This window comes from Sphingomonas sp. G-3-2-10, assembly GCF_012927115.1.
Taxonomy (GTDB): domain Bacteria; phylum Pseudomonadota; class Alphaproteobacteria; order Sphingomonadales; family Sphingomonadaceae; genus Sphingomonas.
In genome coordinates this window covers 2,562,189-2,586,910 of record NZ_JABBFY010000001.1, presented here as the reverse complement: position 1 = coordinate 2,586,910, position 24,722 = coordinate 2,562,189, and the positions used below count along the sequence as shown (strand labels likewise).

Here is a 24,722-nt window from a genome sequence, read left to right as displayed (position 1 = left end):
GGATGAGCCATCCCAAGCCCCCCATCGCCGCCACTCGTCCCCACAGCTTCACCACCCACGGCGTCACCGTGGACGATCAATGGGCGTGGCTGCGCGATCCCGGCTATCCGACCGTCACCGACAAGGACGTGCTCGCCTATCTCGAGGAGGAGAACGCCTATTTCGAGCAGGTGATGGCGCCGCACAAGCCGCTGGCGGAAACGCTGTTCGCGGAGATGCGCGGGCGGATCAAGGAAGACGAATCGACCGTACCGCAGAAGGACGGCGACTGGATCTACTGGACCGATTTCGAGATGGGCGGCGAGTATCGCCGCTGGTGGCGCAAGCCCGCCGCGGGGGGGGAGGACCAGCTGATCCTCAACGAACCGGAACTGGCCGCGGGCAAGGAATATTTCAGCCTGGGCGCGTTCAGCGCGAGCGATGACGGGCGCTGGCTGGCCTATGCCTATGACGATAACGGCTCCGAACGGTTCGAAGTGCGGATCAAGGATCTGGAGACCGGCGAACTGTTGCCCGACGTGATCCCCGGCGTGCTGTCCGAACTGGTGTGGACGGCGGATTCGAAGGGCTTCCTCTACGCGCTGGTCAACGACAATTGGCGGACCGACCGGGTCAAGTGGCACAAGCTCGGCGAGCCGGTAGAGCAGGATGTCGAGCTTTATTTCGAGAGCGACGAGGGGTTCCGCGTCGGCGTGGGCGAGACCCAGTCGCGCAAATGGCTGATCGTTTCGACCGGCGATCACGTCACCAGCGAAGTCTATCTGCTGCCCGCCGACAATCCCGCCGCGCCGATGCTCTGCGTCAGCCCGCGCAAGGTGGGCCGCGAATATGATGTCGACGAGCATGACGGCACGCTGTTCATCCACACCAACGATACCGATCCCAATTTCCGGCTGGCGACGGCGAGCATCGACAATCCGGGCGAATGGTCTGAGCGGATCGGCGCTTCGAAGCAGTTCTACATGACCGGCGTGGTGTGCTTCGCGGGCTTCTTCGTTGTCGAGGGGCGCGAGGACGGGCTCGATCAGATCGAGCTGCACCGCTACGAAGGCGGCGCGCCGACACGGATCACCTTCCCCGAGGCGAGCTATGTCGCGGGCGTGGGCGACAATCCCGAATATGACATCGACACGCTGCGGCTGAGCTACCAGTCTATGGTCACTCCGGGGACGGTGTATGACTATGACGTGGCGACCGGCGGGCTCACCACGCTGAAGGTGCAGGCGATCCCGAGCGGCTATGACGGGTCCAAATACCGCACCGAGCGGCTGAAGATCGCAGCGCGCGACGGGGTCGAGGTGCCGGTGTCGATCGTCTATCCCAAGGACTTTCCGCGCGACGGCAGCGGCAAGCTGTATCTCTATTCCTATGGCGCCTATGGGATCGCGATCCCGCCGGGCTTCTCGACCAGCCGCATGTCGTTCCTCGATCGCGGCATGGCCTTTGCCATCGCCCATATCCGCGGCGGCGACGATCTGGGGCAGCAATGGCAGCTCGACGGGAAGCTGGAGAAGCGGACCAACACGTTCAACGACTTCGTCGACGTCGCGCGCGGGCTGATCGCGCAGGGCTATACCCATGAGGGCGGTATCGCCATTGCAGGGCGCTCGGCCGGGGGCGAGCTGATGGGCGCGGTGGTCAACAGCGATCCCGAATTGTGGGGGGCGGTGGTGGCGGATGTGCCGTTCGTCGACGTGCTCAACACAATGCTCGACGAGAGCCTGCCGCTGACGCCGGGCGAATGGCCGGAGTGGGGCAATCCGATCGAGGACCCCAAGGCGTTCGAACTGATCCGCTCGTACAGCCCGTACGACAATATCACCGCGCAAGCCTATCCGCCGCTGTTCATCTCGGGCGGGCTCAACGACCCGCGCGTGACTTATTGGGAACCGGCAAAGTGGGCGGCAAAGCTGCGCGCGACCAAGACCGACGACAATGTGCTGTTGCTCAAGACCAATATGGGCGCCGGGCATGGCGGCAAATCGGGCCGGTGGGAGAGCCTGAAAGAAGCCGCCGACGAGATGGCGTTCATCCTGTGGCAGATGCGGGCCGAGGGGTAGGCGTCAGCCCGAGACGCGCTGCACCAGCTGGGTCTGACGGTGGCATTCGTGGCAGAAGGCGAAGTCGAAGATTTCGCTGACGATCCAGTCCTGCTGCTCGCCATCCCATTCTGCCCACGCGTCTCGCGTGACGGAAAGGCCGCCGCATCGCTGGCAGGCATATTCGACCCGGGGAATGTCGATCTCGCTCATGTGGCGAGCCTATCGCGGAGATGATCCGCTTTGGATGAAACCGCATCCGAAACGGATGCGACGGCGGGATTCGCTTTCGCGTCAAGGATTTGGTGACGAAACCGGCATAGCCTCGCGGATGCGAGGTCGCCGGGCGCGGCCTTGCCGGAGCGAGGCGGGACGATGCGGCGAATGCGGCGGCGGCCAGTGACGACACGACATCCGGGGCGAAACTCCGGATACCGGCCGGGCCATGCGTGGCTGGGCTATCCCGGCGACGGCGTTCGGCTGAAGCATCGCGATCCCAGCAGGCGCTGGCGCTTCCGCTGGGTGCAGCTGCGGATGCTCGCGATTGCCGTTGCGGTGCTCGGGCTCGCCTGGTGGCAGATGCCTGCGGTCTGATTTTCCTCCGAAACCGTTCAGTCGGTGCCTCGAACGCTCCGTCGCGGACCGGACTGCACACGATTCGCTTACCTTGCCCGATCTAGATTCGACTCGCTTTCAAAGGGCGAGTGATGCGGGCGTTTCAACTGCGTGAAATCGGGCTGGTGGGATTGGGCGGCGTGTTTGCCGGGCTGGCCTTCACCTTGTGGACCGGCGCTCCGGGCGGGCCGTCGCCAAGCGCCGCGCGGGCCGAACCGGTGGCGGCGCTCGCGGCGGACAGGGTGAGCGCGACCTTCGGACTGTGCCACACCGGCGGCGGCACAAACTGCGTCGTGGATGGCGACACGTTCTGGATCGATGGCGAGAAAATCCGCATCGCCGATATCGACGCGCCCGAAACGCATCCATCGCGCTGTGCCGAGGAAGCGCGACTGGGCAATGCCGCGACCGCAAGGCTGCGCGAACTGCTCAATGCCGGGCCGATGACGCTGGCGACGGGCGATCGCGATACCGACCGTTATGGCCGCAAGCTGCGCATCGTGACGCGGGGCGGGGCATCGCTGGGCGAGAGGCTGGTAGCCGAGGGCCTTGCCCGGCGCTGGGGCGGGCGACGCGAGCCTTGGTGCTAGTTCACCGCTTCGTGGCGATAGCTTAGCACCCGCGCCAGCTTCCAGCCTTCGGGCGTCTTCTGCCAGACCTGGACGAAATGGGCGCGGCCGACCAGCTTTTCCGGGCCGTCGCCCTTGCGCTCGTAGAAGAGATGGTCGCCTTCCTCGATCGCGCCATAGCCGGGGACCGGATCGACGCGCATACTGCTGGCGACCAACTCGCGGCGGCTGCGCCAGGCGTCGGGGGCCTTCTTCGCTTCGCAGCTTTTCGCATAATCGGCGATGAAGCTTGCGCCGTCGCGGAACCCGAAGCCTCCCTTGTCGTGGAACATCTCGAAATCGGGCGCGACCATCTTGTCGAGTTTCGCGGGATCGCATTGCTCGAAATAGGTGCTGAAGAACGCTGTGTCGGCGGCGCGGATTTCGGTCGCGAGCGCGGGATCGGTAGCGGCGAGCGCAAGAGCGAGCAGGGTAAGCATGGCGGCTCCTTGGTGTGTTATTTGAATATTACACCAAGGAGCCGCCATCGCGCAACTGAAGCTTCAGCGGTTGTCGAGTTGCGCGCGGACCGCATCGAGCCCGAGCCGGGTGATGCGATAAGGCTGGCCGCCCATGCTGGCGATCAGCCTGCGCCGCTTGAGGCGGCGGAACAGGCCGAGCGTGCAATCGGTCAGGACATAGCCGTCACGGGTGAAGCAATCGGCGGCGACAATGTTGCCGTCTTCGTTGCGGCGGTGCGCGATGCGACCGCCCTGCGCCAGCGCGTGGAGCACGCGCTGTTCGTATTTCGAGATATTCACTGGAAAACTGCCTTCGCTGAAGGTGCGGCCATGCCTCCGCGCGCGGGGTGCGGATGGCGGGTGCCCGACGGCGCACGGGAGCTTCAGGCTCCCGGCCATCGATCAGCGGGCGGCAATTTCCTTCATGCGGCGTTCTCTTCGAGTGCGGCCCCGGAAATGGCGCATCGTGTGTCCGCTCGTCAAGGCGTGAGCACGGGGCGGAACATCGGGGCGAGCAGGCGTGCGCCATAGGTGCTGAGGTGGTGATCGTCGCGGAACAGGGCACGGTGGCCGAGCGTGCCGCGGCACTGGCCCCCCGGACAGAGCAGCGGAACCGGATCGAGCAGACGCAGGCCGCAGTCGCGCGCGGCGCGATGCAGGACAGCGGCCATGCCGCGATCATGGGTGCGCTGTCCGGCAAGCGGGATGGCGATGTCGGGCGCGTTGGGATCGGCGATCAGGCGGCGTTCGAGCTCGCGGGTGACGGGCCAGGGGAAGCGCGGCGTCGGCAGCACGGCATAGGTCGGGCCGGCGGCGGCGAGGCGGCACATCGAGCGATAGAGATTATCGCGGAACCCGGCGATCGAGGCTGGCTTGCCGTCAGGGAATTCGAAGCTGGCGCGCAGGCCATAGCCTTCCCAGATCCCGGCGAGGATCAGCACCGTCCTGCGCGGGCGTGCCTGAGGCGCGAGATAGCGTTGCAGAAATTCGCCGCACAGCGATCCGCGATTGACCGTCGACGCGCCGAGGACGGCTGCGCAACCGGCATAGGCATTGAAGGCGATGCGGGCATCCGGCGCCGCGGCGAGCAATCCCGGCAGCTGGGCCGCGGCGTGGCTGTCCCCCAACAGGGTGATGCTGGGGGGACCGTTGCCTGGGCCAAGGATGCATGGTGCGGGTATCCGTCGCGTGCGCGCGAAGCAGGCGGGAACGATCGCCTGGAAATCGCCTGCGCCTTCGCGAGCGGCTGCCTGAACCGCTGGCGAGAAACGTTGCGGGATGCCCCGGGCCTGCCAGATCGCGGTCCCGCCCAGCGCGAGGATCGCGACGGGGAGGGCAAGCAGGGCGTGAGCGCGCCAGTCGCGCCGGAGCGGCGTGACTTCGACGTGCGGGCGGCGCGTGCCGGGGCGCTCGACGAAGCGGCGCGAGAGATGGCCGAGCAGGAGCGAGAGCAGGATCGCGCCGGCCGTCCAATACCATTCGGCATGGGCCGAGCGGACCAGCAGCACATGAACCGGCCAGTGCCACAGATAGATGGAGTAGGAATCGAGGCCGATCCGCGCGGCGACGGGATTGGCGAAGAGGCGCGAGTCCGTTCGCGCCGCGAGGAGGACAAGCACGGTGCCGGCCACGGGAAGGAGTGTCCAGACGCCCGGCCAGCTTCCGGCGGGCGCGAGGACAGCGGCAGCGAGGATCATCGCGAGGCCGCCGAGCTGGGAGGACCGGGTGAAGCGCGCGGCGAGCGTGGGGGCAAGATAGACGAGGCTGCCCGCGAGCAGCTCCCATGCCCGGGCGGGCAGCAGGTAGAAGCTCGCTTCGGCATCATCCGCCAGCATCAGCCCGAGCGAGGCCAGCGCAATCAGGCCCAGCGAGGGCGCGAGCCAGCGGCGCGGGGCGCGGGCCAGCAGGATCAGCAGCAGCGGAAAGAGCAGGTAGAATTGCCACTCGACCGACAGCGACCAGCTGTGGAGCAGCCAGCGGTCTTCGATGCCGGGCTCGAAATAGCCGGTCTCCCGCCAGAAGAGCAGGTTCGAGGCGAACAGGATCGCGGCAACCGCCTGTCGCGACAGCGCGAGATACTCCCCGATCAGTAGCCAGGGCCAGCCCGCTGCCAGCAGCACCGCGACCAGCACCGCCAGCGCGGGCACGATGCGGCGGGCGCGATCGAGCCAGAAGCCGGAGAGCGAGAAGCTGCCCCGGTCCATCCGCCCGAGGATGATCGCGCTCATCAGATAGCCCGAGATGACGAAAAAGACGTCGACGCCGACAAAGCCGCCGGCGAAGGGCGGGACGCCGAAATGATAGGCGACCACCGCAAGTACGGCGAAGGCGCGCAGGCCGTTGATATCGGCGCGGAACGGCAGGGCGGTTTCAGGCTTCAAGATTTAGGCGCTCCCCCGAACTCACGCTCTCGTGCCGCGCGGCGCATATCGGGGCAAGCCCTGAATGGGGAAGCCCGGAGCGGGACAGCCCCGGATTGCCGCGGTTCAGGCGGAATGGTGAACAGACGAGCAAGGAAGGACTCGCCTGTATGCACGACTGCATGAAACGCCGGCTGCTCTATGCCGCCTCCCAGACCTATCAGCCGCGGATGGAAGTCGAGCAGCGCCGCGTGGGCTGGATCGAGCCGCCGATGGTGATCGGCCGCCAGACGCCGGTGACGCACCGCGAGATCGACCTCGCGCTGGTCGGCCGGGTGAAGGAAGGCGTGGTCGTGGCGTTTCGCGGATCCTTGCCCCCCTATATCGGCAGTTCCAGCGCCGAGGATGGCTGGGCGGTGGTGCTCGACTGGCTGAACGACGGGCTGTCGGTGTGCGTGCAGGACCCGGCCTATCCCGGCGGCGTGCATCTGGGCTTTGCGGATTCGATCCGGCGGCTGTGGGAAGATGCCGATGGCGCGCCGGGGGTGGGTTCTGCGATCCGGATGCAGCTTGAGCGAGGCGCGCGCGAGCATCTGTTCCTGACCGGGCACAGCAAGGGCGGGGCGCTGGCAAATCTTGCGGCCTATCGTGCGGCGACAACGGGGGCGTGGGGCGCCATCCCGGTGAGCGCCCTCACGATCGCAGCGGCGCGGGCGGGCAATGGGAGCTTCGCCCGCGCCTATGCCGCGACGCGCATCGCGTGCCTGCGGTACGAGATGCCGAGCGACCTGGTGCCGCATCTGCCGCCCGGGCCGGAGACCCCGGCATGGGTCAACGGCATCGTCGGCGCGCTGGTGCCGGGACTGGCGGCGCAGGACTATCACCCCGTGGGCATGAAGGTGACCGAACGTCCCGGCATGGCCGCAAAGCACAAGCGCTGGGCCGGATCACGGCGCAAATCGATGCTGGCGGGCCTGCTCGGGCGGCGAGGGATCGGGCTGGGCGTGCTGGCGCCGGGCGTGGTGACCGCGCACGCGATCTGCCCGGATTCGGGGTACGACCAACTGATCTGCACCGGCGAAGGCGATTGCCACCACGGGAAACGCCGCGCCGCCGGTTGACACGGTTGACACCTAGACTGCGAAAAACCACGCCTCCGCATCGGGACGACAAAGGGGCGGTCACGGAACGCGATCGGCGATTTGAAAGAGCGGCCGGCCAGCGGCGAGCGCCCAGTCGAGCAGCGGAATTCCAACATTGCAAGCCGCTTGCACGGCGCGGGCGGGCGTGATCGAACGGCGCGATGGACATCTGCATCAAGCGACGCCTGCTGCTCGCCTGCGGGGCGACCTATTCGCACATCCATGACGCGCGGCCCGTCGGCTGGATCGGCGAGCCGATGCGGATCGAAGGCGCGCGGGTCGCGCAGAACGGGCAGGCGATCGACCTCGCGCTGGTCGGGCGGTTCGACGAAGGCGTCGTCGTGGCGTTCCGCGGGACGCTGCCCCCGATCGGCAGCGAGCATCGGCTGGGCGAGGTGCTGGCCGACTGGACCAACAATGGCGCTGCCCTGTGCCAGCCCGCCGAACCCTGGCCCGGCCGAGTGCATCGCGGCTTCGCGGACTCGATGCGGCGGCTGCTCGACGCGGGGCTGGAAGCGGCGGTGACCGAGGCGCTGGCGCAAGGCGGACCCCGGCGGCTGCTGGTGACCGGGCACAGCAAGGGCGGCGCGCTGGCGAACCTGTTCGCCTGGCTGGCCGCGCGAACCTGGCCCGGCATGGCGATCGACGTCGTGACCTTTGCCGCCGCCCGCGCGGGGAATGGCGAGTTCGCCCACGCCTTCGAAAGCGAGCCGCGCATCCGCTGCATCCGGTACGAGGCCGCGCTGGACATGGTGCCCTATCTGCCGATGGGCTGGGACCATCCCGAGCGGTTCAAGTCGCTGGTCCGGCGCATCTGGCCCGCGCTGCTGCATGGCGATTACCGGCCGGTGGGACGGCGGATCGCCTCGTCGCTGACATGGGCCGAATGGCGCAAGCGCAAGGCGGCGGAGATCCGCGCGGTGTTCGCGGGCGGCTTTCACCCGCAGGCATGGCGGATGGAGCTGATCGCGGCGCATCTGATCGGGCCGGGGACCGATTATGATGCGTTCGTGTGTGACCAAGAGGAAGGGTGCGGGCACCGCCTCCAGCCCTGAAATCGGAGCGGCGGCGAAAATTGCCGGTGAATATGGGCGGCACGGAAGATTGCTGTCCGTACCGCACCGCCCATGTTCGTGGCTGGACGCGAGGCAGCAGGCCAATACGCGTCCGACGCCCCTCTAAGCGCCTGGCGTGTCCAATTCGTTGCAGTGCAGCGAAAATATTCTCGGACCGGCGGTCCGGTGTCAGCCGCCGGTGCGCTTCTTGGGGATATTGTCGCCGGCCCGGCCTCCCGCGCCGCCCTGAACTTCCTGATCGGCGGGCGGCCAGATGCGGTTGTGGAAAATATAGGCTCCGGCCGCTGCGAACAGCAGCGCGATGACGATCAGTGGCGCAAGTCTGCGCATGGTTCCTCTCCCCCTTGTTATCGGGTGGAGTGTAGGGCGGTGCCGGCGGCGCGCAATGTGGAAGCGCAGCCGATATGGGTGGGATCGCGAGGGCGGCATGGCGCGCGCGGCGGGGATGGGCCAGACCAGCGTTATGACCGACTCCGACGACCCGACGCATGAATTCGAGACCGCGCTGTGGCGCTGGACGCCCGAGCCGCCCGCCAAGGGATCGTGGCATTTCGTGACGATCGACGGCGAAGCGGCGGACGCGATCCGCGCGCTGGGCTTCGAGCGGCGGATGCTGGGCGGCGCGCGCGGCTTTGGCGCGGTGCGGCTGCGGGCGAGCGTCAACGGCGTGCCGTTCGAGACTTCTGCGTTTCCGCAGAAGGAGAGCGGCGGGTATCTGCTGCCGGTGAAGGCGGCGGTGCGCAAGGCGGCGGGGGTTGGCGAGGGGGATTTGGTGACGATCGGCCTGTGGGCCTGACGCATCGCACGCCCCGAACGTCACGAAAGTCACACTGGCTACGCGTGCGCGCACGAGGCCGCGGTCAGTCATCGTAATCCTCGTCGTCATCGTCATTCTGATCGAGGTCGACCGGAGCGGTGCGCGGATCATGCGCGGTCTGGCGCGGCGGATGTGCGAAATCGGCCTCGGTCAGCGTCTCGGCGGGCATATCGGCGTCGGCGAGCTTCTCGATCATGCCCGGCAGATTGGCCCGCGCATAAGCGACCTTGCCCGAGGTGCGGGCATAGGGATCGGGCTTGCCGAAGTGATGCGGCGCGAGATGCGCGAGCAGCCATTTGAGCAGATTGTCCGAAGGCTGACGCGTTTCGCCGACGAGCTGACCGTCCTTCCAATATTCGCGATAGGAGCCGCGCGCGGCGCGTTCGAACGCCAGCGTAGTGAGGGTGGCGGTGGCGACGAGCAGGGCCTGATCCCAGGCCGCGGCGAACGCCTTGCCTCGCGGATCGGCGCGCAGCCGATACGCCGATCGCGCGGTGATCCCGGCGGCGAGGCAGGCATGGGAGATACAGCCGGTCTCGGCGATGGCGGCGAGGAACTTGCGCTGACGATCCGCGGTCTAGCCATCGCTGCGCGGGGCGAGGGTGGCGGGTGTGTAGTCGGATAGCGGTATGGTGTCGGCGGGTTCGGGGGTGTGACTGTCCACTGATTTGGCTCCTTCTGGTTGGTTGGAGCTGATTCAGATAACCATATTGGTTTGTGTAGGACGGGGATTCTAGCGTGGCCACGGATCTGACAGGACAATGGCGATTTGAGAAGCGGCTGGTTGAACGCCAGCCCCTCCTTTAGGCTGCGTACTGATCGCGAATGTAGGCGTTGAAGTAACTGCCCTTCGAATTTGCGTTCAAAAGACCTTCGAAGACCCGCAATGGGACGCCGTAATAGTCGTAAGCCTGCCCACCGCTGGTGAACCATAGGGTGAGCGTGGCGGTCTGCGGATTATAGCTTGCGGCGCGAACCGCAGTCGAATTGAAGTAGTGCATTGAGCCCTCCGGAATGAAGGGTGGGGTGGAGCATCCGCCCCACCCCACCCCACCCTGTCAGGCGTACTGGATCAGTTTCCAGTTCACCGCGGAGCCGTGGTACGGAGGCATCACATTGCCTTCGGCAATGGGTGCGGTGCCGTACGGCGACTTCTGGGCTTCCCACACGCCACTCTCCGGACACTTCTGGCCGGTGGACGCGATGGTGCCGATGGGCTTTTTGGTGACAGTGGCCATGTTGGCCTCCTAGTAAGCGGCATTGAACAAATGCGCTTCGGAGCGTATGGCCACCAATGTCGGTCAGGGCATACGTCCTCGACCCGGCGGGAAGGGGCCGCAACCCCGCCTGCCAGGAGGCGGGGTCGCTGTTGGAGGCGACCTCGCCTTCGCACCTTGAGCAATAGCTGCACCCCTGGATCATCGCAAGCACTTTTTAACCTGAATCCGAGGCCCCGATGCAGGTCCTACGGGAGGCTTGACTCCATTGTTCGTATTTTCCTGTGGAAAACAGGGATAAATGCCGGTACCTTTTACCTGTATTGGGACTTTCCATTGAACTCTTGGAGGCCAAATGGCTGGAGAAGTTGATCTCACGCAGGGTCGCAGCCCTCGCTATCCGCGATTTCCTCTCCTAGCGTCGGTAGCGTACGCTAAGCGACTTTATGACGGCGCTCATCGGAGCGCGATCGATACACTTACTGCTTACAAAGTTATGGGGTTTGCCGGAAAAAGTGGAGCGAGCGCCACAGCCTTGGGGGCAGCGCGTCAGTACGGGCTAGTTGAAGCTGCAAAAGGAGGGGTTCGTGTTAGCGAGCTTGGGCTCCAAATTCTTGAACCTTCTTCGCGAGAAGAGTATGTTCACGCGCTTCATATCGCCGCGAATAAGCCGCAGGTATTCGAACGAATTCTCGAACATTTTGATGAACTGCCTCGTTCGGACGAGGCGATAAGAGCATATTTGATTCGGGCGTTGGATTTTTCAAAAACCGGCGCTGATGATTGTATCCAATCTCTCCGAGAAACGATTTCTCAGCTGCCTCAGATTGAGGATGAAGCAGCTGAGAATCCGGGACCATCCATCATGTCAAATGCAGATAGTCCGAAGCCTGCATTGAATGAGGCTAGACCAGCATTCGAGGTTCCGATGGAGGCTCCACCGGAATCATCAGCAAAAGAGATGATGCGAATACCCCTCACCAGGGATTGCGTGGCAGAGCTGAGATTCTCCGGACCTCTCTCTGTCGCCGCTTTAGAGCGATTGGTGCGCCACATCGATCTTATGAAGGATGTCTGGGCCGAGTCTTAAGTTGGAATATCTTCCGTTGACTGCAGGCGTCTGAGCACGGGCCAAGCCCGTGCCTTCGTCGGTCGGCTCTGCTGGCGCAGCCAGCCGGGCGTGCCGCCGTGGAGCGGGGATTAGCTTACACTAATCCCCTGCCCAGCAAACCTCACTCCGCCGCAATCCCAGCCTTGGCGAACATATCCGCCCCGCCATCGGCGGCGTCCTCGTTCGCCGGCTTTTCCGCCTTCGCCTTCTGGCGCTTGTCGAACGAGTCCCACACTTCGTTCCAGTTGCCGCGCGTCGCGCCCTTCGAATATTCGGTGGCGCGCTGTTCGAAGAAGTTAGCGTGTTCGACGCCGTTGAGCAGCGGGGCGAGCCAGGGGAGGGGGTGCTCGTCGATCATGTAGATCGGCTTGAGGTTGAGCTGGCCCAGGCGCCAGTCCGCGATGTAGCGGATATACTTCTTGATCTCCTTGGGCGTCATGCCCTCGACCGGGCCCTGTTCGAAGGCGAGGTCGATGAACGCGTCCTCGAGGCGCACCGTCGTCTGGCACATGTCCATGATGTCGCTCTTGACCGACTTGGTCAGGCAATCGCGCTCGCGCGTGAAGGCGTGGAACAGCTTGATGATGCCTTCGCAGTGCAGGCTCTCGTCGCGGACCGACCATGAGACGATCTGACCCATGCCCTTCATCTTGTTGAAGCGCGGGAAGTTCATCAGCATTGCGAAGGACGCGAAGAGCTGAAGCCCTTCGGTGAAGCCGCCGAACATGGCGAGCGTCTTGGCGATATCCTCGTCGGTATCGACGCCGAAATTCTGCAGATAGTCGTGCTTGTCCTTCATCTCGCTATATTCGAGGAACATGCCGTACTCGCTCTCGGGCATGCCGATCGTGTCGAGGAGATGCGAATAGGCGGCGATGTGCACCGTCTCCATGTTGGAGAAGGCGGCGAGCATCATCTTGATCTCGGTCGGCTTGAACACGCGGCCGTATTTCTCGTGGTAGCAATCCTGCACTTCCACGTCGGCCTGGGTGAAGAAGCGGAAGATCTGCGTCAGCAGGTTGCGCTCGTGATCCGAGAGCTTCTGCGCCCAGTCACGGCAATCCTCGCCCAGCGGCACTTCCTCGGGCATCCAGTGGATCTGCTGCTGGCGCTTCCAGAACTCGTAGGCCCAGGGATATTCGAAGGGCTTGTAGGTCTTGCGGGCTTCGAGAAGGGACATGGGCGTAGCTCCTTACTGAACTGGATTCGGGGTGGCGGACCGGGTTGCCGGCGGGGCGGCAAAGACCGGGCGGAACATCGGCACCAGCATGGTGATACCATAGGTGCTGAGATGGTTTTCGTCGCGGAAGATCGAACGGCGATGGATCGATCCGCGGCAGACCTTGTCGTCGCAGATATAGGGTGCGGGATCGAGCAGGCGAAGGCCGCATTGCGCCGCGGCCTGACGCAGCGCGGTGGCGGCGGCGCGGCTCATCGCGTCGAACCGGACGCGGGGCTGGACGATGTCGGGCGCGTTCGGATCGGCGACGAGGCGGTGCTGCAGCTCGCGCGAGACCCAGAATTCGGGGAATTCGGGCGTGGGCATCACCGCATAGGTCGGCCCCGCCCTGGCGAGGCGGCACATCGAGGCGACGAGGTTCGGGCCGATGCCCTTGCCGTCGGGGAAGCGATAGACTTCGCTGCGGAAATGCCATGCCCAGCGTGCGGCGAGGACCAGCGGCTCGGTGCGCGGCTTCGCCGCCATCGGCTCGAGGAAGCGAGTGACGAAGGCGCCGCATTGCGACTTGGTCCGGACGCCGAGGACCGGCGGGCAGGCGGCATAGGCGTTGAACGCGATCGCGCCGGCATCGGGCGAGGGGCGCGCATCCATCACCGCGCGGACCGCGACTTCGGCATGGCTGTCGCCCAGCACGGTGGCGAGCAGCGGGCCGCGCTCGGGACCGAGGATGCAGGGCTGGGGCACTTCGGCGATGTGCGAATAGCAGGGCGCGGCTTCGCGCAGCGCGGCGGGCTGGGCGTCGCGGAAGACCAGCTGGACCTCGGGCGAGAAGCGCGAGGGGATGCCGCGCGCCTGCCAGATGAGGCCGCTGACGCCGGCCAGCGCGAGGATCGGCAGGACGAATACGACATGCGGGCGCCAGTCGAACCGGGTCGGGCCGGTATGGATGCGCGGCTTGTCGGTGCGCGGCTGGGCGATGCGCTCGATATAGCGCCACGAGAGCCAGCCGAGCAGGAACGAGACGGCGATGCCGCCGGCGATCCACTTCCACTGGCCGGCATGGCCGAGGCGGGCGACCAGCGCGACCACCGGCCAGTGCCAGAGGTAGATCGAATAGGACGCCAGGCCGATCAGCGCGACGGGGCGGTTGCCGGTGATGCGCGAATCGGTGCGCCCGGCGAGGATCACCAGCGCGGTGCCGAGCACGGGGAGCAGCGCCCATTCGTGGGGCCAGTCCTCGGGCCGGAAGGCGATCGCCGAGATGAGGATCAGCGCGAAACCCCAGAGCTGCGCGGCGCGGGATGCGCGGCCGCCGAGCGCGGGGGTGAGGAAGACGATGCCGCCCGCCAGCATCTCCCACGCGCGCGGAGGCAGCAGGAAGAAGGCGGCGTTGGGCTCGCTCTCGTGCAGCCACACCATCACCGCGAACGACAGGGCGGCGAGGCCCGCGAGGATCCAGCGGAGCAGGCGGCGCGGGGCGAACTGGTCGAGCGCGAGCAGCAGCAGCGGGTAGAGAAGATAGAATTGCCACTCGACCGAGAGCGACCAGGTGTGGAGCAGCCATTTCTGGTCCGCGCCGGGATCGAAATAGCCCGCCTCGCTGTAGAAGCTGATGTTCGACAGGAAGGTCGCGGCCCCGGCGGCGTGCTTCGAGAGGATGATATATTCGTCGGGCAGCAGGATGAACCAGCCGAGCGCCAGCACGCTCGCGACCAGCAGCGCGAGCGCGGGGATGATGCGGCGGGCGCGATCGAGCCAGAAGCCGGCCAGGGTGAAGGTGTCGCGATCGAGCCGGCCGAGCACGATGCCGGTCATCAGATAGCCCGAGATGACGAAGAAGACATCGACCCCGGTGAAGCCGCTTTTGAAGGGCGGGATGCCGAAATGATAGGCGATCACCGCCAGCACCGCGATCGCGCGGAGGCCGTTGATGTCGGCGCGGAAGCCGAGGCGCGGGGCGGGGGTGGCGGTCATGCGAATGGATCCGACGGGAGGTCCGTCAACCAGCGCAGCAGAGAGACAATAGCGAACGCGATATAGAGGCGGACGAAATTGAATGCGTAAACCGTGCGGAAGCCCGGCCGTGCGGACACTGCCGACAGCGGCTCCGGTGCGGCTGCTTCGATCGAGCGCAGTTCTTCGAAATGCCGGTCTTCCCCGCGTTGCAGACGCGCGGCCAGCCGGCGGGCGTGCCTCCGGACGATCAAGGCGTGGAGTCTCGGCACGACCGCTACTTCCAGCGCCGAGAGGATCAGCGAGACAAGAAGGACGGCAAGGAAAGCGGTGCTGCTCATGCTCGCACCGCCAGTCGATAGGCGGCGGAGAAACCCGCGAGAAACAGCGACGCCGCGAAGATCATCGCGCCGCCGATGCGCAGGGCGTAGGCGGCGGCTTCGCTATCCTCCAGACGCAGCAGCGCGCGGGCAAGCGCCGGCCGCGCGAGGAGCGTGAGCCCCAGCGCGGCCAGGCACAGGGCGCCTGCCTGGATCAGGAGGAAGGTCCAGCTCATTCGTGGTCGATCACCGTGCCGCGGCGCGCGGGCCGGTCGCGATAGACGGTGATCGTCTTGCGCCCGCGATTGGCGCCGACGCCGAACACGCAGATGCCGAGGAAATAGCCGAAATCATACCAGCCGCCATTATTGGGCACGGCATAGATCGCGACGTCGGGCACGACGAGACTGATGAACCACGCCACCGGGAAGATGAAGCCGTGCCACAGGCCGAGCAGGAAGCCGGGCGCGCCCGGGACAACGCCCGCCGGCAGCTGCTTCGCGCAGGCGGCGAGCAGCGGGAGCGTTGCGAGGACGAGGGCGGTACGCAGGCGGATCATGCGGCGATACTCCGGAACATCGGGCGTGCATCGTTCGGGCGCGCGGGGCGTTGTGCCCCCGAATGTCCATTTCCCGCAGGAGACGAACGATGACCGATGCGAGCGCAATCAAGGAACATATGGAAGTGATCGGCGCCGACGGCGTGCATGTCGGCACGGTCGACAAGGTCAGCCACCACACGATCAAGCTGACCAAGGCGGACAGCGGGCAGGGCTCGCACGAGGGCCATCACCACACCATCCCGCTGGGGCTGGTCGCGACGGTCGAAGGCGACAAGGTGCGCCTGAGCGCGACCGCGGCGAACGCGCTGGCGTTCGAGGAGGAGGCGGAGTGAATAGGTAGCCCCTAAGGAGAGCCGGTCACCCTCACCCTTCCCATTGCTGGCGCAATGGGCCCCTTCCCTCTCCCAAAGGGAGAGGGAAGGGGCCCGCGCGCGTAGCGCGTGGGAAGGGTGAGGGTGACGGATGTGCGTCACCGTCCCAACTCCACGGCGATCGTTGCGATCACCCCTTCGGCATTTCCCATCACGTCGTTGTTCCAGAAGCGCAGCACTCGAAATCCTTCATTCTCGATGAAGCGGGTGCGCGCCGCGTCATAGTCTTCGGTCTGGGTATGGGTGGCGCCATCGACTTCGATCACCAGCCGCTGCGCAAAGCACATGAAATCGACGCGGAAAGGGCCCATCGGGGCCTGGAAGCGCCATTTGTGCTCGGGGAATGTCTTGCGGAGCGCACGAAGCAATTTGCTTTCCGCTTCAGTCGGATTGCGGCGGGCTTCCTTGAGCCTTGCGACCGTTCCTGAGGGTTGGTTCTGGTAGAGGCGCATCACCCTCACCCTTCCGCCGCTGCGCGGCTCCTTCCCTCTCCCAATGGGAGAGGGAATCAGAGCCTCACTGGCACGCGAGGCATTCGTCGTAGTCGCGGCTTTCGACCTCGAACTTCGGCGCGTCGATCGTGTTGTCGGCTTCGACGCCGCCCGCGAAGCCGGCGCGCTGCACCGACTTGGAGCGGAGATAGTAGAGCGACTTGATGCCCAGTTCCCAGGCGCGGAAGTGGAGCATCAGCAGATCCCACTTCTCGACGTCCGCCGGGATGAACAGGTTCAGCGACTGCGCCTGATCGATATAGGGTGCGCGGTCGCCGGCCAGTTCGAGGATCCAGCGCTGGTCGATCTCGAAGCTGGTCTTGTAGCAGTCCTTTTCCTCCTGGCTGAGGAAGTCGAGATGCTGGACCGAGCCGCCCATCTCGAGGATCGAGTTCCACACCGCGTCGCTGTTCTTGCTCTTCTCGATGAGGAGCTTTTCCAGATACGGGTTGCGGACCGACCACGAGCCGCTGAGCGTCTTGTGGGTATAGATGTTGGCCGGGATCGGCTCGATGCAGGCCGAAGCGCCGCCGCAGATGATCGAGATCGACGCGGTGGGGGCGATCGCCATCTTGCAGCTGAAGCGCTCCATCACGCCCATGTCGGCGGCGTCGGGGCACGGCCCGCGCTCGACCGCGAGCTGCATCGAAGCTTCATCGACCTGCGCCTTGATGTGCTTGAAGATGCGGTTGTTCCAGCTCTTCGCGGTGCCGCCCTCGAACGCCAGGCCGCGGGCCTGAAGGAACGAGTGGAAGCCCATCACGCCGAGGCCCACCGAACGCTCGCGGCCCGCAGAATAGGCGGCCTTTTCCATGCCGGGCTCGGCGCGGTCGATATAGTCCTGAAGGACATTGTCGAGGAAGCGCATGACGTCTTCGATGAAGCCCTTCTCGCCCTTCCACTGATCCCAGGTCTCGAGGTTGAGCGACGAGAGGCAGCACACCGCCGTACGCTCCTTGCCGAGATGGTCCTTGCCGGTGGGCAGGGTGATTTCGGAGCAGAGGTTCGAGGTCGAGACCTTGAGGCCCAGATCGCGGTGATGCTTGGGCATGTTGTTGTTCACGTGATCGGCGAACACGATGTACGGCTCGCCGGTCGCGAGGCGGGTTTCGACCAGCTTCTGGAACAGCGCGCGCGCATTGACCTGGCCGCGCTCCGACCCGTCCTTCGGGCTGCGCAGCGTCCAGTCCTCGCCGTTGCGCACCGCTTCCATGAAGGCGTCGGGGATCAGCACGCCGTGGTGCAGATTGAGCGCCTTGCGGTTGAAATCGCCCGAAGGCTTACGGATTTCGAGGAATTCCTCGATCTCCGGGTGCGAGATGTCGAGATAGCAGGCAGCCGAACCGCGGCGCAGCGAACCCTGCGAGATCGCGAGCGTCAGGCTGTCCATCACGCGGACGAAGGGAATGATGCCGCTGGTCTTGCCGTTGAGGCCGACCGGCTCGCCGATGCCGCGCACCGAGCCCCAATAGGTGCCGATGCCGCCGCCGCGCGATGCGAGCCAGACATTCTCGTTCCAGGTATCGACGATGCCGTTCAGGCTGTCGGGCACCGAATTGAGGAAGCAGGAGATGGGCAGGCCGCGACCGGTGCCGCCGTTCGAGAGAACCGGCGTGGCGGGCATGAACCACAGCTTCGAGATATAGTCGTAGAGGCGCTGGGCGTGCGCATGATCGTCGGCATAGGCCGAGGCGACGCGGACGAAGAGATCCTGGAAGCTTTCGCCCGGGAGCAGATAGCGATCCTTCAGCGTGTCCTTGCCGAAATCGGTTAGCAGCGCGTCGCGGCTGTGATCGACTTCGAGCGAATAGAGCGCCGGAGCGACATCGCGCGACGTCAGCGCCTCGGCCTTGGCCTTGGCGGCCTTGGGCGCCTTTGCCGCCTTCGGTGCGGGGGTGTCGGTGACGATGTCGTTCACGCTGTTCTCGGTGTCCCTGAATTCCATGACGCTACTTCCCCTGACTGCCCTTACACGCCCCGTCTGCGGGGCTTCGAAGCGACTCGGGGGCGAATTCCGACCTTAACATCGGACCGGGTCGAGGCGAGAACAAAAAGTGTCCACAGCCTTATCCACCGGGCACAAGCAACCTTATCCACGACATAAGGCCGTGGGGACGGTGATACCAGTGCTAGAGTTCGCCCCTCAGTGCAACCACTACAGATTGTGCCATCTCGAATCCGGGCACAAGATGCTAAATGGTTAATTCCGGACTCGGTTCGTCGCTAAAATGACTCGTTTCGTGGACGGTCCGGAAGACGCGCAGGCCGCGACGCGTGGACTTTCCTAGCGTTCTGGAAAGGCAAGTGCGGAATTGCCGAAAACCAGCTTTATTTTTCCTGTGGATGGATCAGGCGAACCAGCCCGCATCGCGCAGCCGGGGCAGCTCGGATCGGCTGACCGGCGCGGTGATTCCCCCGCTCAGGGTCAGTTCGGCGCGCCCGTCGCGGCGATCGACGGCGCGAATCGCGGCGCGGGCGACCCACCAGCTGCGATGGGTGCGCGCGCCGTCCAGCCCTTCGAGCTCTGCCATCGCGTCGGTGAGGCGCAGGAGGATCAGGTCCGAACCCGCCTCGGTATGGACGCGCAGATAATGGTCCTCGGCCTGAAGCGCGACGATCGGCGATTCGCGCAGATGCGGCGGCAGGCGATCGGCGAGGCGCGGGCGGAGCGGGGCGGCCGGTTCGGGCGGCGCGGGTTCGGCAGCGGCGAGTGACCCGGGCGGCGCCGGCGCGGCGGCGGGCTTTTCGATGGCGATGTTCACGGCGGTGACCGTGGCGGTGATGACCCAGACGAAGCCGAAGAAGACGAGGATGGTGCCGAGGCCGATCCGGCCCAGATTGAAGAAGGCGATGCTGGAGCCGATCACCACCAACGTGTGCGGCAAAGCGATAAGCAGGGTGATCGCGAACCCCTCGACCCAGGGTCGGCGGCTCAGCCCGCCCCACGCCATCATGCCGGTGGTGACCCCCATGCCGATCAGCGCGCCGCTTTCCATGACCAGCAGCCAGTAGGCGAGGCGTGGGACGAGGCCGATCGCATAGGTGCCGAACGCGCCGGTGAGCGCCAGCAGCACCGCGGCGATGGTCGCGACGACGAAGCCGCGCCGGTGGCGGGGGAAGCGAGCCGCCATTCGCGAAGCGCCAATGGCGTTCCCCTGCAACTCACGCATTCAAGGCCCCCGATCGCGCAATTGCGAATGACGCGACCTCCTTAGCGGCGGCATCGAAAGCTTGTCGAACCAAAGTGGAGTTCCCGAAAGATGATCCGTCCCCTGATGGCCGCACTTGCCGCCCCCGCCCTGATCCTGACCGCGATGCCCGTTGCGGCGATCGCCCGGCCCGCGCCCGATGCGCAGGCCGCCGCCGCGACGCTGACGCTGCACTTCGAGGGGATCCGCGAAGCCAAGGGCGCGGTGATGATCGCGATCTACAAGGACGAGGCGAGCTGGAACGGCGGCGCGCCGGTTCGCGTCGCGATGCTGCAGGTGGCGCAGGGCAATGAAGTGAAGGTCGAGGGGCTGGCGCCGGGGCGGTACGCGGTGAAGGTGTTCCACGATGCCGATGGCGACGGGAAGCTGACGATGAACCCGTTCGGCATTCCGATCGAGCCGTTCGGCTTCTCGCGCGACGCGGTGGGCGATCGCGGATCGCCGGCATGGGATGCCGCGGCGTTCGAGATCGGCGCGGGTGCGTCGGTCCAGATCATCACGCTGCGCTGAAGGGGCCGGGGACGATGACGATCCAGCTCGACCGCCGCCGCCTGCTGGGCGCCGGCCTGTTCGCCGGGGCCGCAATGCTGCTGCCGCCCGAGAAATTGTTTGCTGCGACGCTGCCGGCGGACTGGACGCTGGGCGTCGCCGATGTCGAAGCCGACATCGGCCCGCGCGCGATGCGGCTCGTGCATGGCCGCGCTCCGCACGCGCTGAAGGGCGTGCTGTTCCGCAACGGCCCGGCCAAGTTCCACCGGCCGGGCGGCGACACGACCCATTGGTTCGACGGCGACGGGATGGTGCGGCGCTTTGCCATCGCGGACGGGCAGGCGCGGATCGCGGCGCGCTTCGTCGATACCGACAAAAGGCGCCAGGAAAGCAAGCTGGGCGCGATGGTGATGCCGGGGTTCGGCACGCCGCGCCGCGCGGGCGCGGTGCTGACCGGGCCGGATTCGGCCAACGCCGCCAACACCAGCGTGATGATGGCGGGCGACGAGCTGTGGGCGCTGTGGGAAGGCGGATCGGCGTACCGGCTGGACCCCGACACGCTGGAGACGCGCGGGCCGAAGACGCTGCGCCCCGATCTGGCGCAGATGCCGTTCCTGGCCCATCCGCGCGTGGAGCCCGACGGGACGGTGTGGAATCTGGGGCTGGCGGGCGCCAATGCGATGGTGTGGAAGCTGTCGCCGGGCGGGGCGCTGGCGCAGGCGCAGCTGATCCGCCTGCCGCGCGCCAGCTCGGTCCATGATTTCACCGCGACCGCGCGGCATCTGGTGATCGTGCTCCAGCCCTGGATGCAGACGCGCGACGCGCTGCCGCTGTCGACCGGGCTGGAATGGAAGCCGGAGGCGGGGACGCAGGTGCTGGTGGTCGACAAGGACGACCTGACCAAGCGCCGGGTGTTCGAGTTGCCGGCCTTCGCCTTCTTCCATCTGGGCGATGCATGGGAGGAAGGCGACGGGACGATCCGGTTCGACGGGTGCCTGACCAGCGATCCCGAGTTCGGGGTGCGCGAAGCATCCGACCTGTTGATCGGGCGGCACAGCGCGACGCCCGCGCCGATCCTGACGATGATCGCGCTTCACGCAAATGGCCGCACGACGATGACGCCTTCGGGCGTTCGCGCCGAGTTTCCGCAGAACGACAAGAGGCGCGCGGGCGTGCGGCGGCGCTTCACGGCCTATGCCGGGCTGAACCGCGCCGACCGTCCGTTCGCGCGCGGGGTCGGGCTGTACGACTGGGAGCAGCAGGTGGCGCGCGAATATGATTTCGGCGCGCGGCAACTGATCGAGGAATTCCTGTTCGTGCCCGGCGGCGAGGCCGAGGATGCGGGATGGCTGGTGGGGACCAGCGTGAACCTCGACGCGAAGGCGACCGAGCTGCATGTGATCGACGCGCGGCGGATCGAGGCCGGACCGGTGGCGAGCTGGCGTGCGGACGTGGCGCTGCCCGTCGGGTTCCACGGGACCTTCCGGCGCGGTTGACGCGGGGACGCCGTGGCCTAGGCTCACCCTCTGGTTTCGAGGGGGCATGACATGCGGACGATGATGGCTCTGGCGCTGATGCTCGGCACGGCGGTTCCGGCGATGGCGCAGGTGGCGCCGGTCGTCCGGCCGGTGCCGTCGGTCGAGGAAGCGTCGATCGATCAGTTGCGCGGCTGGCTGGCGAGCGGCGACGTGACCAGCGAATTGCTGGTGCGCGGCTATCTGGCGCGGATCGAGGCGATCGACCGGAAGGGGCCGACGCTGCGTTCGGTGATCGCGATCGCGCCCGATGCGATCGAGCAGGCGCGGGCGAGCGACCGGCGGCGCGCGGCGGGCAAGCTGCTGGGGCCGCTCGACGGCATCCCGGTGCTGATCAAGGACAATATCGAGACGCGCGAAATGCCGACCACGGCGGGGTCGCTGGCGCTGAAGGACAATGACACCAAGCGCGATGCGCCGGTGGTGGCGCGGCTGCGCGCGCAGGGCGCGGTGATCCTCGGCAAGACCAACCTCAGCGAATGGGCGAACATCCGGTCGACCGATTCGATGAGCGGGTGGAGCGCGGCCGGGGGGCTGGTGCGCAATCCCTATGCGCTGGATCGCACCGCGTGCGGATCGTCGAGCGGTTCGGGCGCGGCGGCGGCGGCGAGCCTGGCGGCGGCGGCGGTGGGAACCGAGACCGACGGATCGGTGGTATGCCCCTCGTCGATGAACGGGCTGGTCGGGCTGAAGCCGACCGTGGGGCTGGTGAGCCGCACCCATGTCGTGCCGATCAGCCACAGCCAGGATACGCCGGGGCCGATGGGGCGCAGCGTGAGGGACGTGGCGCTGCTGTTCTCGGCGATGATCGGCAGCGATCCTGCCGACGCGGTGACCAAGGATGCCGACAAATATCGCCGCGACTATGCGGCGGGCCTGTCGCCCGACGGGCTGCGCGGGATGCGGGTGGGCTATATCCGCCCGGCGAGCCTGTCGGCGGCGGTGAGCGCGCGGTTCGATGCGGCGCTGAAGGATCTGGAAGCGGCGGGCGCGGTGCTGGTCGAAGTGAAGATGCCGGCGATGCCGGGGCTCCGCGAGGCCGAGTTCATGGTGCTGCTGGTCGAGCTGAAGGCCGATCTCGACGCCTATCTGGCGACCACGCCCGCGAGCGTGACGGTGCGGACGCTGGATCAGCTGATCGCGTTCAACGTCGCGAACCGGGATCGCGAGATGCCCTATTTCACGCAGGACATCTTCGAGATGGCGGCGAAGACCAAGGGGCTGGACGATCCGGCGTACAAGGACGCGCGGGCCAAGTCGCTGAAACTGGCGGGCGAGGACGGCATTTCGGCGATGCTCAGGACGGGCGGCGTCCAGCTGATCGTCATGCCGACCACCGGGCCGGCCTGGCTGAGCGATCCGGTACATGGCGACAGCGGCGCGGGCCCTTCGGCCAGCCAGTTGCCGGCGGTGTCGGGCTATCCGCACCTGACGGTGCCGATGGGGCTGGCCGGTGGGCTGCCGGTGGGGCTGAGCTTTATCGGCGCGCCGTATGGCGAAGGGCTGCTGCTGAAGGCGGGCTATGCCTATGAGCAGCAATCGAAGGCGCGGGCGAAGCCGCGTTACCTGCCGAGCGTGGAAGCGGAGCTGGGGCCTCGGTGATTTTCTTGCCTCTCCCGCATGCGGGAGAGGGCTAAGAAGCGAAGCGCTTCGCCACGCGGGCCTGCCACAGCAGCAATAAGGGCATCACGATCAGTTCGACGCCGAGACCGGCGAGGTGCCCGGCGGATGGGGCGCCGACACTGGCCAGCGACAAGGCGCGGGCGAGGCCGCCGGTGACGACCAGCGCGCCGAGCAGGCGGAAGCGGCTGGTCTTGTGCTGGATGCCGGGGATGCAGGTGGCGAAGGCGATGCCGACGCCGAGGAAGATACCCGACAGGTAGCGGAAATGACTGTCGAGATCGGGCGGGACCGGAGCGTGGGTGAGCCAGCTTGCGCCCCCGACGATTCCGGCGGTGGCGGCGCCGATCGGGATGAGGGCCGCGAGGCTCGCGACGCTCTGGAGCAGGCGGCGCTCGGCGGCCGGGCTCATTTCTTCTGCTTGTTGTCGAGCTCGAGCAGTTCCTCGCGGACGTGGATCGCCTTGAGCGACATGCGCACCTCGACGAGGAAATAGATCAGCCCGGCCATCAGCAGCAGCATCGAGATGACGAAGAACAAGGCTACCGCCGCGCCGAGGTGCCAGTTGGCGAGGCGCGAGACGAACAGGGCGGCGACGACGATGCAGATGGCGAGGCCGCTGGCGACGCACAGGAAGATTGCGTTGTTGATGACCGAGATGCGCTTGTCGATGATGCGCAGCTCCCACACGTGGCGGTCATGCTCCGGCCCGGTCGAGCGGGGATGGAGCTGCTCGATCTGGCGCGCGCGGTCGACGATGCGGGCGAGGCGGCCGACCATGACGTTGAGGAAGGCCCCGATGCCCGCCAGCAGGAACACCGGCGCGATCGCCGCCTGAATGGTGGCCGAGACAGTGGAGAGATAGGGGCCTTCGAGCATTTGAACGCCTATATGCGGAGTGCGCGGAAGGAAGTCGATAATGATGACGTTCGAGACCGATGACGAGACCGGCGTGATGGAGTTTGTCGTCGATGGCGGCGTCACGCGCGCCGAATATGACGCAGCGATACCGGCGATGGAGGCGGTGATCGCGAAACATGGCAAGCTGAACGGCGTCGCGATGGTGCGCAGTTTCTCGGGCATGGAGATGGGCGCTTGGTGGAGGGATATCGGCTGGGGCGTCGGGCATCTGTCGAAGATCGGACGTGTGGCATTGGTGACCGACGTGTCGTGGCTGGAAATGGCGTCGAAAGTGGCCGCGCCTTTCTATCCGGGCGAGCTGAAGCTGTTTCCGCTGGCGGAGGTCGAAGCGGCGCGGGCTTGGGCGCGGGGGTAACGCCGAAAGCTGTGGATAGCCGCGAGGGGTCGCTGGACAGCGAGTCCGAGGGCTGGCTATCGGCGCGGCATGGGTATTGTCGCGACGATCATGGACACGGCCACGGGCCAGCCGATTCAGAAGATGAGCTTCGGGCGGATGCCCAAGCCGTGGACCGCCTTCAACCTCGCCAGCGGCGAGCTGGTGACCGCCGAGCGGATCGATGTGGGCAAGCCCGCGCCGGGCAAGGTGGTGACCCCGGTTTCGATCTGGGTGACGCTCAAGAAGTAG

32 protein-coding genes are annotated in these 24,722 nt (G+C 66.3%); 14 read left to right on the top strand and 18 right to left on the bottom strand.

Translation table 11 applies throughout. The features are described from left to right. Positions 1-2 precede the first annotated feature (2 nt). Entirely contained in the window at positions 3-2,060 is a 2,058-nt protein-coding gene (locus tag HHL13_RS13090) for a S9 family peptidase (protein ID WP_169556083.1), read from the top strand. A gap of 3 nt (positions 2,061-2,063) precedes the next feature. Here HHL13_RS13090 and HHL13_RS13085 read toward each other — a convergent pair whose 3' ends face one another. After that, a complete protein-coding gene (locus HHL13_RS13085) occupies positions 2,064-2,252 on the bottom strand; it encodes a hypothetical protein (protein ID WP_169556082.1) in 189 nt (62 codons plus the stop codon). Positions 2,253-2,438: 186 nt separating this feature from the next. On the opposite strand from HHL13_RS13085, the gene HHL13_RS13080 reads away from it, so the two are divergent. Further along, on the top strand, positions 2,439-2,633 hold the full coding sequence (locus tag HHL13_RS13080) for a hypothetical protein (RefSeq protein WP_169556081.1): 195 nt from the start codon (positions 2,439-2,441) through the stop codon (positions 2,631-2,633). 113 nt (positions 2,634-2,746) lie between these two features. Then, entirely contained in the window at positions 2,747-3,244 is a 498-nt protein-coding gene (locus HHL13_RS13075; protein ID WP_169556080.1) for a thermonuclease family protein, read from the top strand. Here the strand turns inward: HHL13_RS13075 and HHL13_RS13070 are convergent. From HHL13_RS13070 to HHL13_RS13060, 3 genes are all read right to left on the bottom strand, one after another. Continuing rightward, the gene (locus tag HHL13_RS13070; RefSeq protein ID WP_169556079.1) at positions 3,241-3,702 is read right to left on the bottom strand and encodes a nuclear transport factor 2 family protein; all 462 of its coding nucleotides are present in this window, start codon (positions 3,700-3,702) and stop codon (positions 3,241-3,243) included. The two genes, HHL13_RS13075 and HHL13_RS13070, sit on opposite strands and share 4 nt — an antisense overlap. A 63-nt stretch (positions 3,703-3,765) precedes the next feature. Continuing rightward, positions 3,766-4,023 carry a YjhX family toxin gene (locus tag HHL13_RS22545; protein WP_169556078.1) on the bottom strand — a complete coding sequence of 86 codons (258 nt, stop codon included), beginning with the start codon at positions 4,021-4,023 and terminating at the stop codon, positions 3,766-3,768. 179 nt (positions 4,024-4,202) lie between these two features. Continuing rightward, positions 4,203-6,104 (bottom strand): acyltransferase family protein, encoded by a 1,902-nt coding sequence (locus tag HHL13_RS13060; protein ID WP_169556077.1) that lies wholly within the window; start codon positions 6,102-6,104, stop codon positions 4,203-4,205. Between the two features lie 149 nt (positions 6,105-6,253). On the opposite strand from HHL13_RS13060, the gene HHL13_RS13055 reads away from it, so the two are divergent. Both HHL13_RS13055 and HHL13_RS13050 read left to right on the top strand, forming a co-directional pair. Further along, complete coding sequence (locus HHL13_RS13055; protein ID WP_169556076.1) at positions 6,254-7,204, top strand: lipase family protein; 951 nt, start codon at positions 6,254-6,256, stop codon at positions 7,202-7,204. 182 nt (positions 7,205-7,386) lie between these two features. After that, positions 7,387-8,280: a lipase family protein gene (locus tag HHL13_RS13050; protein ID WP_169556075.1), complete on the top strand. Its 894-nt coding sequence runs from the start codon at positions 7,387-7,389 to the stop codon at positions 8,278-8,280. A 189-nt stretch (positions 8,281-8,469) separates the two neighbouring features. Here HHL13_RS13050 and HHL13_RS13045 read toward each other — a convergent pair whose 3' ends face one another. After that, the gene (locus tag HHL13_RS13045) at positions 8,470-8,631 is read right to left on the bottom strand and encodes a hypothetical protein (RefSeq protein ID WP_169556074.1); all 162 of its coding nucleotides are present in this window, start codon (positions 8,629-8,631) and stop codon (positions 8,470-8,472) included. A gap of 55 nt (positions 8,632-8,686) precedes the next feature. Between HHL13_RS13045 and HHL13_RS13040 the strand changes: the two genes are divergently transcribed. After that, positions 8,687-9,097 (top strand): DUF1905 domain-containing protein, encoded by a 411-nt coding sequence (locus tag HHL13_RS13040; protein WP_240953705.1) that lies wholly within the window; start codon positions 8,687-8,689, stop codon positions 9,095-9,097. A gap of 64 nt (positions 9,098-9,161) precedes the next feature. On the opposite strand, the gene HHL13_RS13035 is transcribed toward HHL13_RS13040, so the two are convergent. Continuing rightward, complete coding sequence (locus tag HHL13_RS13035) at positions 9,162-9,314, bottom strand: hypothetical protein (RefSeq protein WP_169556073.1); 153 nt, start codon at positions 9,312-9,314, stop codon at positions 9,162-9,164. Positions 9,315-9,386: 72 nt separating this feature from the next. Here HHL13_RS13035 and HHL13_RS13030 point away from each other — a divergent pair, with 72 nt between their 5' ends. Continuing rightward, positions 9,387-9,743, top strand: a complete 357-nt coding sequence (locus HHL13_RS13030; RefSeq protein ID WP_169556072.1) for a hypothetical protein — start codon at positions 9,387-9,389, stop codon at positions 9,741-9,743. 178 nt (positions 9,744-9,921) lie between these two features. On the opposite strand, the gene HHL13_RS13025 is transcribed toward HHL13_RS13030, so the two are convergent. Continuing rightward, positions 9,922-10,119, bottom strand: a complete 198-nt coding sequence (locus HHL13_RS13025; protein ID WP_169556071.1) for a KTSC domain-containing protein — start codon at positions 10,117-10,119, stop codon at positions 9,922-9,924. A 57-nt stretch (positions 10,120-10,176) separates the two neighbouring features. Next, positions 10,177-10,356, bottom strand: a complete 180-nt coding sequence (locus tag HHL13_RS13020) for a hypothetical protein (RefSeq protein ID WP_169556070.1) — start codon at positions 10,354-10,356, stop codon at positions 10,177-10,179. 334 nt (positions 10,357-10,690) lie between these two features. Between HHL13_RS13020 and HHL13_RS13015 the strand changes: the two genes are divergently transcribed. After that, positions 10,691-11,425, top strand: coding sequence for a hypothetical protein (locus HHL13_RS13015; RefSeq protein WP_169556069.1), 735 nt, complete (start codon positions 10,691-10,693; stop codon positions 11,423-11,425). A gap of 142 nt (positions 11,426-11,567) precedes the next feature. Here HHL13_RS13015 and HHL13_RS13010 read toward each other — a convergent pair whose 3' ends face one another. Genes HHL13_RS13010 through HHL13_RS12990 form a run of 5 tightly spaced genes read right to left on the bottom strand, consistent with a single transcriptional unit; the run spans position 11,568 to position 15,458 of the window. Continuing rightward, complete coding sequence (locus tag HHL13_RS13010) at positions 11,568-12,626, bottom strand: ribonucleotide-diphosphate reductase subunit beta (protein ID WP_169556068.1); 1,059 nt, start codon at positions 12,624-12,626, stop codon at positions 11,568-11,570. 12 nt (positions 12,627-12,638) lie between these two features. Further along, positions 12,639-14,600 carry an acyltransferase family protein gene (locus HHL13_RS13005; RefSeq protein WP_169556067.1) on the bottom strand — a complete coding sequence of 654 codons (1,962 nt, stop codon included), beginning with the start codon at positions 14,598-14,600 and terminating at the stop codon, positions 12,639-12,641. Continuing rightward, entirely contained in the window at positions 14,597-14,920 is a 324-nt protein-coding gene (locus HHL13_RS13000; protein WP_169556066.1) for a hypothetical protein, read from the bottom strand. The genes HHL13_RS13005 and HHL13_RS13000 overlap by 4 nt, the downstream gene beginning before the upstream one ends. After that, on the bottom strand, positions 14,917-15,135 hold the full coding sequence (locus tag HHL13_RS12995) for a hypothetical protein (RefSeq protein WP_169556065.1): 219 nt from the start codon (positions 15,133-15,135) through the stop codon (positions 14,917-14,919). Before HHL13_RS12995 ends, HHL13_RS13000 begins: the two co-directional genes overlap by 4 nt. Further along, entirely contained in the window at positions 15,132-15,458 is a 327-nt protein-coding gene (locus tag HHL13_RS12990) for a hypothetical protein (RefSeq protein ID WP_169556064.1), read from the bottom strand. The genes HHL13_RS12995 and HHL13_RS12990 overlap by 4 nt, the downstream gene beginning before the upstream one ends. 89 nt (positions 15,459-15,547) lie before the next feature. On the opposite strand from HHL13_RS12990, the gene HHL13_RS12985 reads away from it, so the two are divergent. Further along, on the top strand, positions 15,548-15,793 hold the full coding sequence (locus tag HHL13_RS12985) for a DUF2171 domain-containing protein (protein WP_169556063.1): 246 nt from the start codon (positions 15,548-15,550) through the stop codon (positions 15,791-15,793). Positions 15,794-15,930: 137 nt separating this feature from the next. Here HHL13_RS12985 and HHL13_RS12980 read toward each other — a convergent pair whose 3' ends face one another. The 3 genes from HHL13_RS12980 to HHL13_RS12970 all read right to left on the bottom strand — a co-directional run bounded on the left by HHL13_RS12980 (position 15,931) and on the right by HHL13_RS12970 (position 19,454). Then, a complete protein-coding gene (locus HHL13_RS12980) occupies positions 15,931-16,284 on the bottom strand; it encodes a DUF559 domain-containing protein (RefSeq protein WP_169556062.1) in 354 nt (117 codons plus the stop codon). Between the two features lie 64 nt (positions 16,285-16,348). Further along, positions 16,349-18,268, bottom strand: coding sequence for a ribonucleoside-diphosphate reductase subunit alpha (locus HHL13_RS12975; protein WP_169556061.1), 1,920 nt, complete (start codon positions 18,266-18,268; stop codon positions 16,349-16,351). 403 nt (positions 18,269-18,671) lie between these two features. Further along, positions 18,672-19,454: a LytTR family DNA-binding domain-containing protein gene (locus HHL13_RS12970; protein ID WP_169556060.1), complete on the bottom strand. Its 783-nt coding sequence runs from the start codon at positions 19,452-19,454 to the stop codon at positions 18,672-18,674. Positions 19,455-19,583: 129 nt separating this feature from the next. Here HHL13_RS12970 and HHL13_RS12965 point away from each other — a divergent pair, with 129 nt between their 5' ends. From HHL13_RS12965 to HHL13_RS12955, 3 genes are read left to right on the top strand one after another with little or no spacing between them, the layout of a single operon-like run. After that, positions 19,584-20,042, top strand: coding sequence for a DUF2141 domain-containing protein (locus HHL13_RS12965; RefSeq protein WP_169556059.1), 459 nt, complete (start codon positions 19,584-19,586; stop codon positions 20,040-20,042). A gap of 14 nt (positions 20,043-20,056) precedes the next feature. Continuing rightward, positions 20,057-21,517, top strand: coding sequence for a carotenoid oxygenase family protein (locus HHL13_RS12960; protein ID WP_169556058.1), 1,461 nt, complete (start codon positions 20,057-20,059; stop codon positions 21,515-21,517). A gap of 51 nt (positions 21,518-21,568) precedes the next feature. Next, complete coding sequence (locus tag HHL13_RS12955; protein ID WP_169556057.1) at positions 21,569-23,158, top strand: amidase; 1,590 nt, start codon at positions 21,569-21,571, stop codon at positions 23,156-23,158. Between the two features lie 31 nt (positions 23,159-23,189). On the opposite strand, the gene HHL13_RS12950 is transcribed toward HHL13_RS12955, so the two are convergent. Both HHL13_RS12950 and HHL13_RS12945 read right to left on the bottom strand, forming a co-directional pair. Next, positions 23,190-23,588, bottom strand: coding sequence for a DUF4345 domain-containing protein (locus HHL13_RS12950; RefSeq protein ID WP_169556056.1), 399 nt, complete (start codon positions 23,586-23,588; stop codon positions 23,190-23,192). Then, on the bottom strand, positions 23,585-24,055 hold the full coding sequence (locus HHL13_RS12945; RefSeq protein ID WP_169556055.1) for a DUF2721 domain-containing protein: 471 nt from the start codon (positions 24,053-24,055) through the stop codon (positions 23,585-23,587). The genes HHL13_RS12950 and HHL13_RS12945 overlap by 4 nt, the downstream gene beginning before the upstream one ends. A 40-nt stretch (positions 24,056-24,095) precedes the next feature. Between HHL13_RS12945 and HHL13_RS12940 the strand changes: the two genes are divergently transcribed. After that, entirely contained in the window at positions 24,096-24,452 is a 357-nt protein-coding gene (locus HHL13_RS12940; RefSeq protein WP_169556054.1) for an STAS/SEC14 domain-containing protein, read from the top strand. Between the two features lie 69 nt (positions 24,453-24,521). Beyond that, a complete protein-coding gene (locus HHL13_RS12935; RefSeq protein ID WP_169556053.1) occupies positions 24,522-24,722 on the top strand; it encodes a hypothetical protein in 201 nt (66 codons plus the stop codon).

What these genes read in the sequence shown, in the direction of transcription:
- HHL13_RS13055 (WP_169556076.1), top strand. Translation starts at nt 6,254, where the DNA reads ATGCACGACTGCATGAAACGCCGGCTGCTCTATGCCGCCTCCCAGACC.
- HHL13_RS12935 (WP_169556053.1), top strand. Translation starts at nt 24,522, where the DNA reads ATGGGTATTGTCGCGACGATCATGGACACGGCCACGGGCCAGCCGATT.
- HHL13_RS12940 (WP_169556054.1), top strand. Translation starts at nt 24,096, where the DNA reads ATGATGACGTTCGAGACCGATGACGAGACCGGCGTGATGGAGTTTGTC.
- HHL13_RS13035 (WP_169556073.1), bottom strand. Translation starts at nt 9,314, where the DNA reads ATGATCGAGAAGCTCGCCGACGCCGATATGCCCGCCGAGACGCTGACC.
- HHL13_RS12995 (WP_169556065.1), bottom strand. Translation starts at nt 15,135, where the DNA reads ATGAGCTGGACCTTCCTCCTGATCCAGGCAGGCGCCCTGTGCCTGGCC.
- HHL13_RS13010 (WP_169556068.1), bottom strand. Translation starts at nt 12,626, where the DNA reads ATGTCCCTTCTCGAAGCCCGCAAGACCTACAAGCCCTTCGAATATCCC.
- HHL13_RS12950 (WP_169556056.1), bottom strand. Translation starts at nt 23,588, where the DNA reads ATGAGCCCGGCCGCCGAGCGCCGCCTGCTCCAGAGCGTCGCGAGCCTC.
- HHL13_RS13070 (WP_169556079.1), bottom strand. Translation starts at nt 3,702, where the DNA reads ATGCTTACCCTGCTCGCTCTTGCGCTCGCCGCTACCGATCCCGCGCTC.
- HHL13_RS13075 (WP_169556080.1), top strand. Translation starts at nt 2,747, where the DNA reads ATGCGGGCGTTTCAACTGCGTGAAATCGGGCTGGTGGGATTGGGCGGC.
- HHL13_RS13025 (WP_169556071.1), bottom strand. Translation starts at nt 10,119, where the DNA reads ATGCACTACTTCAATTCGACTGCGGTTCGCGCCGCAAGCTATAATCCG.
- HHL13_RS13030 (WP_169556072.1), top strand. Translation starts at nt 9,387, where the DNA reads ATGCGGCGCGAGATGCGCGAGCAGCCATTTGAGCAGATTGTCCGAAGG.
- HHL13_RS12990 (WP_169556064.1), bottom strand. Translation starts at nt 15,458, where the DNA reads ATGATCCGCCTGCGTACCGCCCTCGTCCTCGCAACGCTCCCGCTGCTC.
- HHL13_RS12955 (WP_169556057.1), top strand. Translation starts at nt 21,569, where the DNA reads ATGCGGACGATGATGGCTCTGGCGCTGATGCTCGGCACGGCGGTTCCG.
- HHL13_RS13020 (WP_169556070.1), bottom strand. Translation starts at nt 10,356, where the DNA reads ATGGCCACTGTCACCAAAAAGCCCATCGGCACCATCGCGTCCACCGGC.
- HHL13_RS13050 (WP_169556075.1), top strand. Translation starts at nt 7,387, where the DNA reads ATGGACATCTGCATCAAGCGACGCCTGCTGCTCGCCTGCGGGGCGACC.
- HHL13_RS12945 (WP_169556055.1), bottom strand. Translation starts at nt 24,055, where the DNA reads ATGCTCGAAGGCCCCTATCTCTCCACTGTCTCGGCCACCATTCAGGCG.
- HHL13_RS13015 (WP_169556069.1), top strand. Translation starts at nt 10,691, where the DNA reads ATGGCTGGAGAAGTTGATCTCACGCAGGGTCGCAGCCCTCGCTATCCG.
- HHL13_RS13090 (WP_169556083.1), top strand. Translation starts at nt 3, where the DNA reads ATGAGCCATCCCAAGCCCCCCATCGCCGCCACTCGTCCCCACAGCTTC.
- HHL13_RS12985 (WP_169556063.1), top strand. Translation starts at nt 15,548, where the DNA reads ATGACCGATGCGAGCGCAATCAAGGAACATATGGAAGTGATCGGCGCC.
- HHL13_RS12965 (WP_169556059.1), top strand. Translation starts at nt 19,584, where the DNA reads ATGATCCGTCCCCTGATGGCCGCACTTGCCGCCCCCGCCCTGATCCTG.
- HHL13_RS12975 (WP_169556061.1), bottom strand. Translation starts at nt 18,268, where the DNA reads ATGGAATTCAGGGACACCGAGAACAGCGTGAACGACATCGTCACCGAC.
- HHL13_RS13000 (WP_169556066.1), bottom strand. Translation starts at nt 14,920, where the DNA reads ATGAGCAGCACCGCTTTCCTTGCCGTCCTTCTTGTCTCGCTGATCCTC.
- HHL13_RS13005 (WP_169556067.1), bottom strand. Translation starts at nt 14,600, where the DNA reads ATGACCGCCACCCCCGCCCCGCGCCTCGGCTTCCGCGCCGACATCAAC.
- HHL13_RS12960 (WP_169556058.1), top strand. Translation starts at nt 20,057, where the DNA reads ATGACGATCCAGCTCGACCGCCGCCGCCTGCTGGGCGCCGGCCTGTTC.
- HHL13_RS13085 (WP_169556082.1), bottom strand. Translation starts at nt 2,252, where the DNA reads ATGAGCGAGATCGACATTCCCCGGGTCGAATATGCCTGCCAGCGATGC.
- HHL13_RS13040 (WP_240953705.1), top strand. Translation starts at nt 8,687, where the DNA reads ATGTGGAAGCGCAGCCGATATGGGTGGGATCGCGAGGGCGGCATGGCG.
- HHL13_RS12980 (WP_169556062.1), bottom strand. Translation starts at nt 16,284, where the DNA reads ATGCGCCTCTACCAGAACCAACCCTCAGGAACGGTCGCAAGGCTCAAG.
- HHL13_RS12970 (WP_169556060.1), bottom strand. Translation starts at nt 19,454, where the DNA reads ATGGCGGCTCGCTTCCCCCGCCACCGGCGCGGCTTCGTCGTCGCGACC.
- HHL13_RS13045 (WP_169556074.1), bottom strand. Translation starts at nt 8,631, where the DNA reads ATGCGCAGACTTGCGCCACTGATCGTCATCGCGCTGCTGTTCGCAGCG.